This is a genomic window from Streptomyces sp. URMC 123 (assembly GCF_051386515.1).
In the GTDB taxonomy this organism is placed as follows: domain Bacteria; phylum Actinomycetota; class Actinomycetes; order Streptomycetales; family Streptomycetaceae; genus Streptomyces.
Genome location: NZ_JBPQTV010000534.1, coordinates 1 through 2,539, shown reverse-complemented (window position 1 = coordinate 2,539; position 2,539 = coordinate 1). Strand labels below are relative to the sequence as shown.

Genomic DNA, 2,539 nt, shown 5'->3' with positions numbered 1-2,539 from the left:
AGGCCGCCGCGGCCGAGGCGGGCCCCGCGACCCGCCCCGGCCCCGCCTCCGGCCCCGGAGCCACCCGCTCCGCGGGGGAGGGCGCCGCGTGATCGCCCTCGCCGCCGCCCACCCCGGCTTCCTCTCCCCGACCGGCGTGGAGATCGCCTTCGTCCTCGTCGGCATCGCCACCCTCGGCGCCGCCCTGGTCACCGTCACCACCAAGCAGCTCGTGCACGCCGCGCTCTGGCTGGTCGTGGCCCTCGGCGGGCTCGCCGTGGAGTACCTCCTGCTGACCGCCGAGTTCATCGCCTGGGTCCAGGTGCTGATCTACGTCGGCTCCGTCGTGGTCCTCCTCCTCTTCGGCCTGATGCTCACCAAGGCCCCCATCGGCCGCTCCCCGGACGCGGACTCCGGCAACCGCTGGGCTGCGCTCACCGTCGCGGTCGCCGCCGCGGCGGCCCTGGTCTGGGTCGTCGTGGACGCCTTCCGCACCACCTGGATCGACCTCGACGGGCCCGCCCAGGGCTCCACCAGGGTGACCGGCGAGATGCTCTTCCAGCACTGGGTGCTGCCCTTCGAGGCGCTCTCCGTCCTCCTGCTCGCCGCCCTCGTCGGCGCCATCGTCCTGTCCCGCAAGAACGGCAAGGAGCGGCGCTGATGCACCTCGCCTACCCCGCCGTGCTCGCCGTCCTGCTGTTCTGCACCGGTCTGTACGGCGTGCTCGCCCGGCGCAACGCGATCCTCGTCCTGATGTCGGTCGAGCTGATGCTCAACGCCGTCAACCTCAACCTCGTGGCCTTCGACGTCTGGCTGCGCGACACCCTCCACGCCGGCCAGGCGCTGACCCTCTTCACCATCGCCATCGCCGCCGCCGAGATCGGCATCGGGCTGGCGATCGTGCTCCTCGTGTACCGCAACCGCGGCACCGCCGACGTCGACCGGCTCCGCGACCTGTCCGAGACGGCGCCGGACGACGGCACCGACCCCGCCGCCGGACGGGCCGCCGCCGAAGGGGCCGCCACCGCACAGAACACCACGGCACGGAAGACTGAGGCCGCCGCGTGACGACCACGACCCTCGCCGTCCTCGTACCGCTGCTGCCCTTCCTCGGGGCCGTGGCGGGCCTGCTGCTCGGCCGCCGCGCCCCCGGCTTCGTCCGCCCCCTCGCCGTGCTGCCCACGCTCACCGCCGCCGCGCTCGCGGTGGCCGTCGCCGTGCGCCAGGGCGGCGGGGAGACCGTCGAGGCCGCCACCCGGCTCACCCCCACCGGCTCGGTCCCCATCGACCTCGCCCTGCACCTGGACGGCTTCGCCGCCCTCGCCGCCGTCCTCGTCGGCACCGTCGCCACCTGCGTCCAGCTCTACTCGACCGGTTACCTGCGCGACGACCCGCGCTACCCCTCGTACGCCGCGCTCGTCTCCCTCTTCACCTCCGCGATGCTGCTGGTCGTCTACTCCGGCGACCTGATGGTGCTGCTGGTCGGCTGGGAGATCATGGGCATCTGCTCCTACTTCCTGGTGGGCCACTACTGGGAGACCGAGGCCGCCCGGTCCGCCTCCCTGAAGGCATTCCTGGTCACCAAGCTCGGCGACGTCCCCTTCCTGATCGGCCTCTTCGCGCTCGCCGCCGACGCCGGCACCTTCCGGATCAACGGCATCCTCACCGCCGCCGTCTCCGGCGACGGCCTGGACCACCCCACGCTGGTGGCGCTGCTGCTCCTCGCCGGCGTGGCCGGCAAGTCCGCGCAGTTCCCGCTGCACACCTGGCTGCCCGACGCGATGGCCGGCCCCACCCCCGTATCGGCGCTGATCCACGCCGCCACCATGGTCGCCGCCGGCGTCTACTTCGTCGCCCGGCTGCTGCCCGTCTTCACCTCCTCGGCCGCCGCCCTCGTCGTGCTCGCCGCCATGGCCGCGATCACCATGGTCGGCTCCGGGCTCGCCGCGCTCGCCCAGGACGACATCAAGCGGGTGCTCGCGTACTCGACCATCGGCCAGCTCGGCTACATGACCGGCGCCCTGGCCGTCGGCGAACGCGGCGCCGCCGTCTTCCACCTCCTGTCCCACGGCGCCTTCAAGGCGCTGCTCTTCCTCACGGCGGGCGTGCTCATCCATGTCGCGGGGACGAACTCCCTCGCCGCCATGTCCCGCATGACCGACCTGTGGCAGCGGGCCCCGGACGCGCTGTGGACCATGACCGTGGCGCTGCTCGCCCTCGCCGCGATCCCTCCCTTCACCGGCTTCTTCTCCAAGGAGGCCGTGCTCGGCGCGGCGGAGCACGCGGCCACCGGGCACACCGCCGGCGTCCCCGGCGCGGCCGGCTGGACCGTGCTCGTCGCCGGCCTGCTCACCGCGCTGCTCACCGCCGGCTACGCCACCCGGCTGTGGCTGCTGGCCGGCTCACCCCTGCAGGCCCGGCGCGCCCGCCGCGCCCAGGCCGCCGCGCGACCCGCACCCGAAGCGGCCGCCGCGCAGCCCGCGCCCGAAACGGCAGCCACCGCAGCCGCGCCCGAGCCCGGAGCGGCCGGCGTCCCCGTACCCGCCCCCCAGGGCCACCC

3 protein-coding genes are annotated in these 2,539 nt (G+C 74.5%); all 3 read left to right on the top strand.

All coding sequences use genetic code 11. The features are described from left to right. Positions 1–91: 91 nt before the first annotated feature. Positions 92–640 (top strand): NADH-quinone oxidoreductase subunit J family protein, encoded by a 549-nt coding sequence (locus tag ACSNOD_RS30420; protein ID WP_436770305.1) that lies wholly within the window; start codon positions 92–94, stop codon positions 638–640. Beyond that, the gene (gene nuoK / locus ACSNOD_RS30415; RefSeq protein WP_436770304.1) at positions 640–1,047 is read left to right on the top strand and encodes an NADH-quinone oxidoreductase subunit NuoK; all 408 of its coding nucleotides are present in this window, start codon (positions 640–642) and stop codon (positions 1,045–1,047) included. The genes ACSNOD_RS30420 and nuoK overlap by 1 nt, the downstream gene beginning before the upstream one ends. Next, positions 1,044–2,539: NADH-quinone oxidoreductase subunit 5 family protein (locus ACSNOD_RS30410; protein ID WP_436770303.1), on the top strand; the 1,496-nt coding region annotated here is incomplete at its 3' end. The genes nuoK and ACSNOD_RS30410, both read left to right, overlap by 4 nt.

Coding starts and splice junctions, on each gene's coding strand:
- nuoK (WP_436770304.1), top strand. CDS start 640: ATGCACCTCGCCTACCCCGCCGTGCTCGCCGTCCTGCTGTTCTGCACC.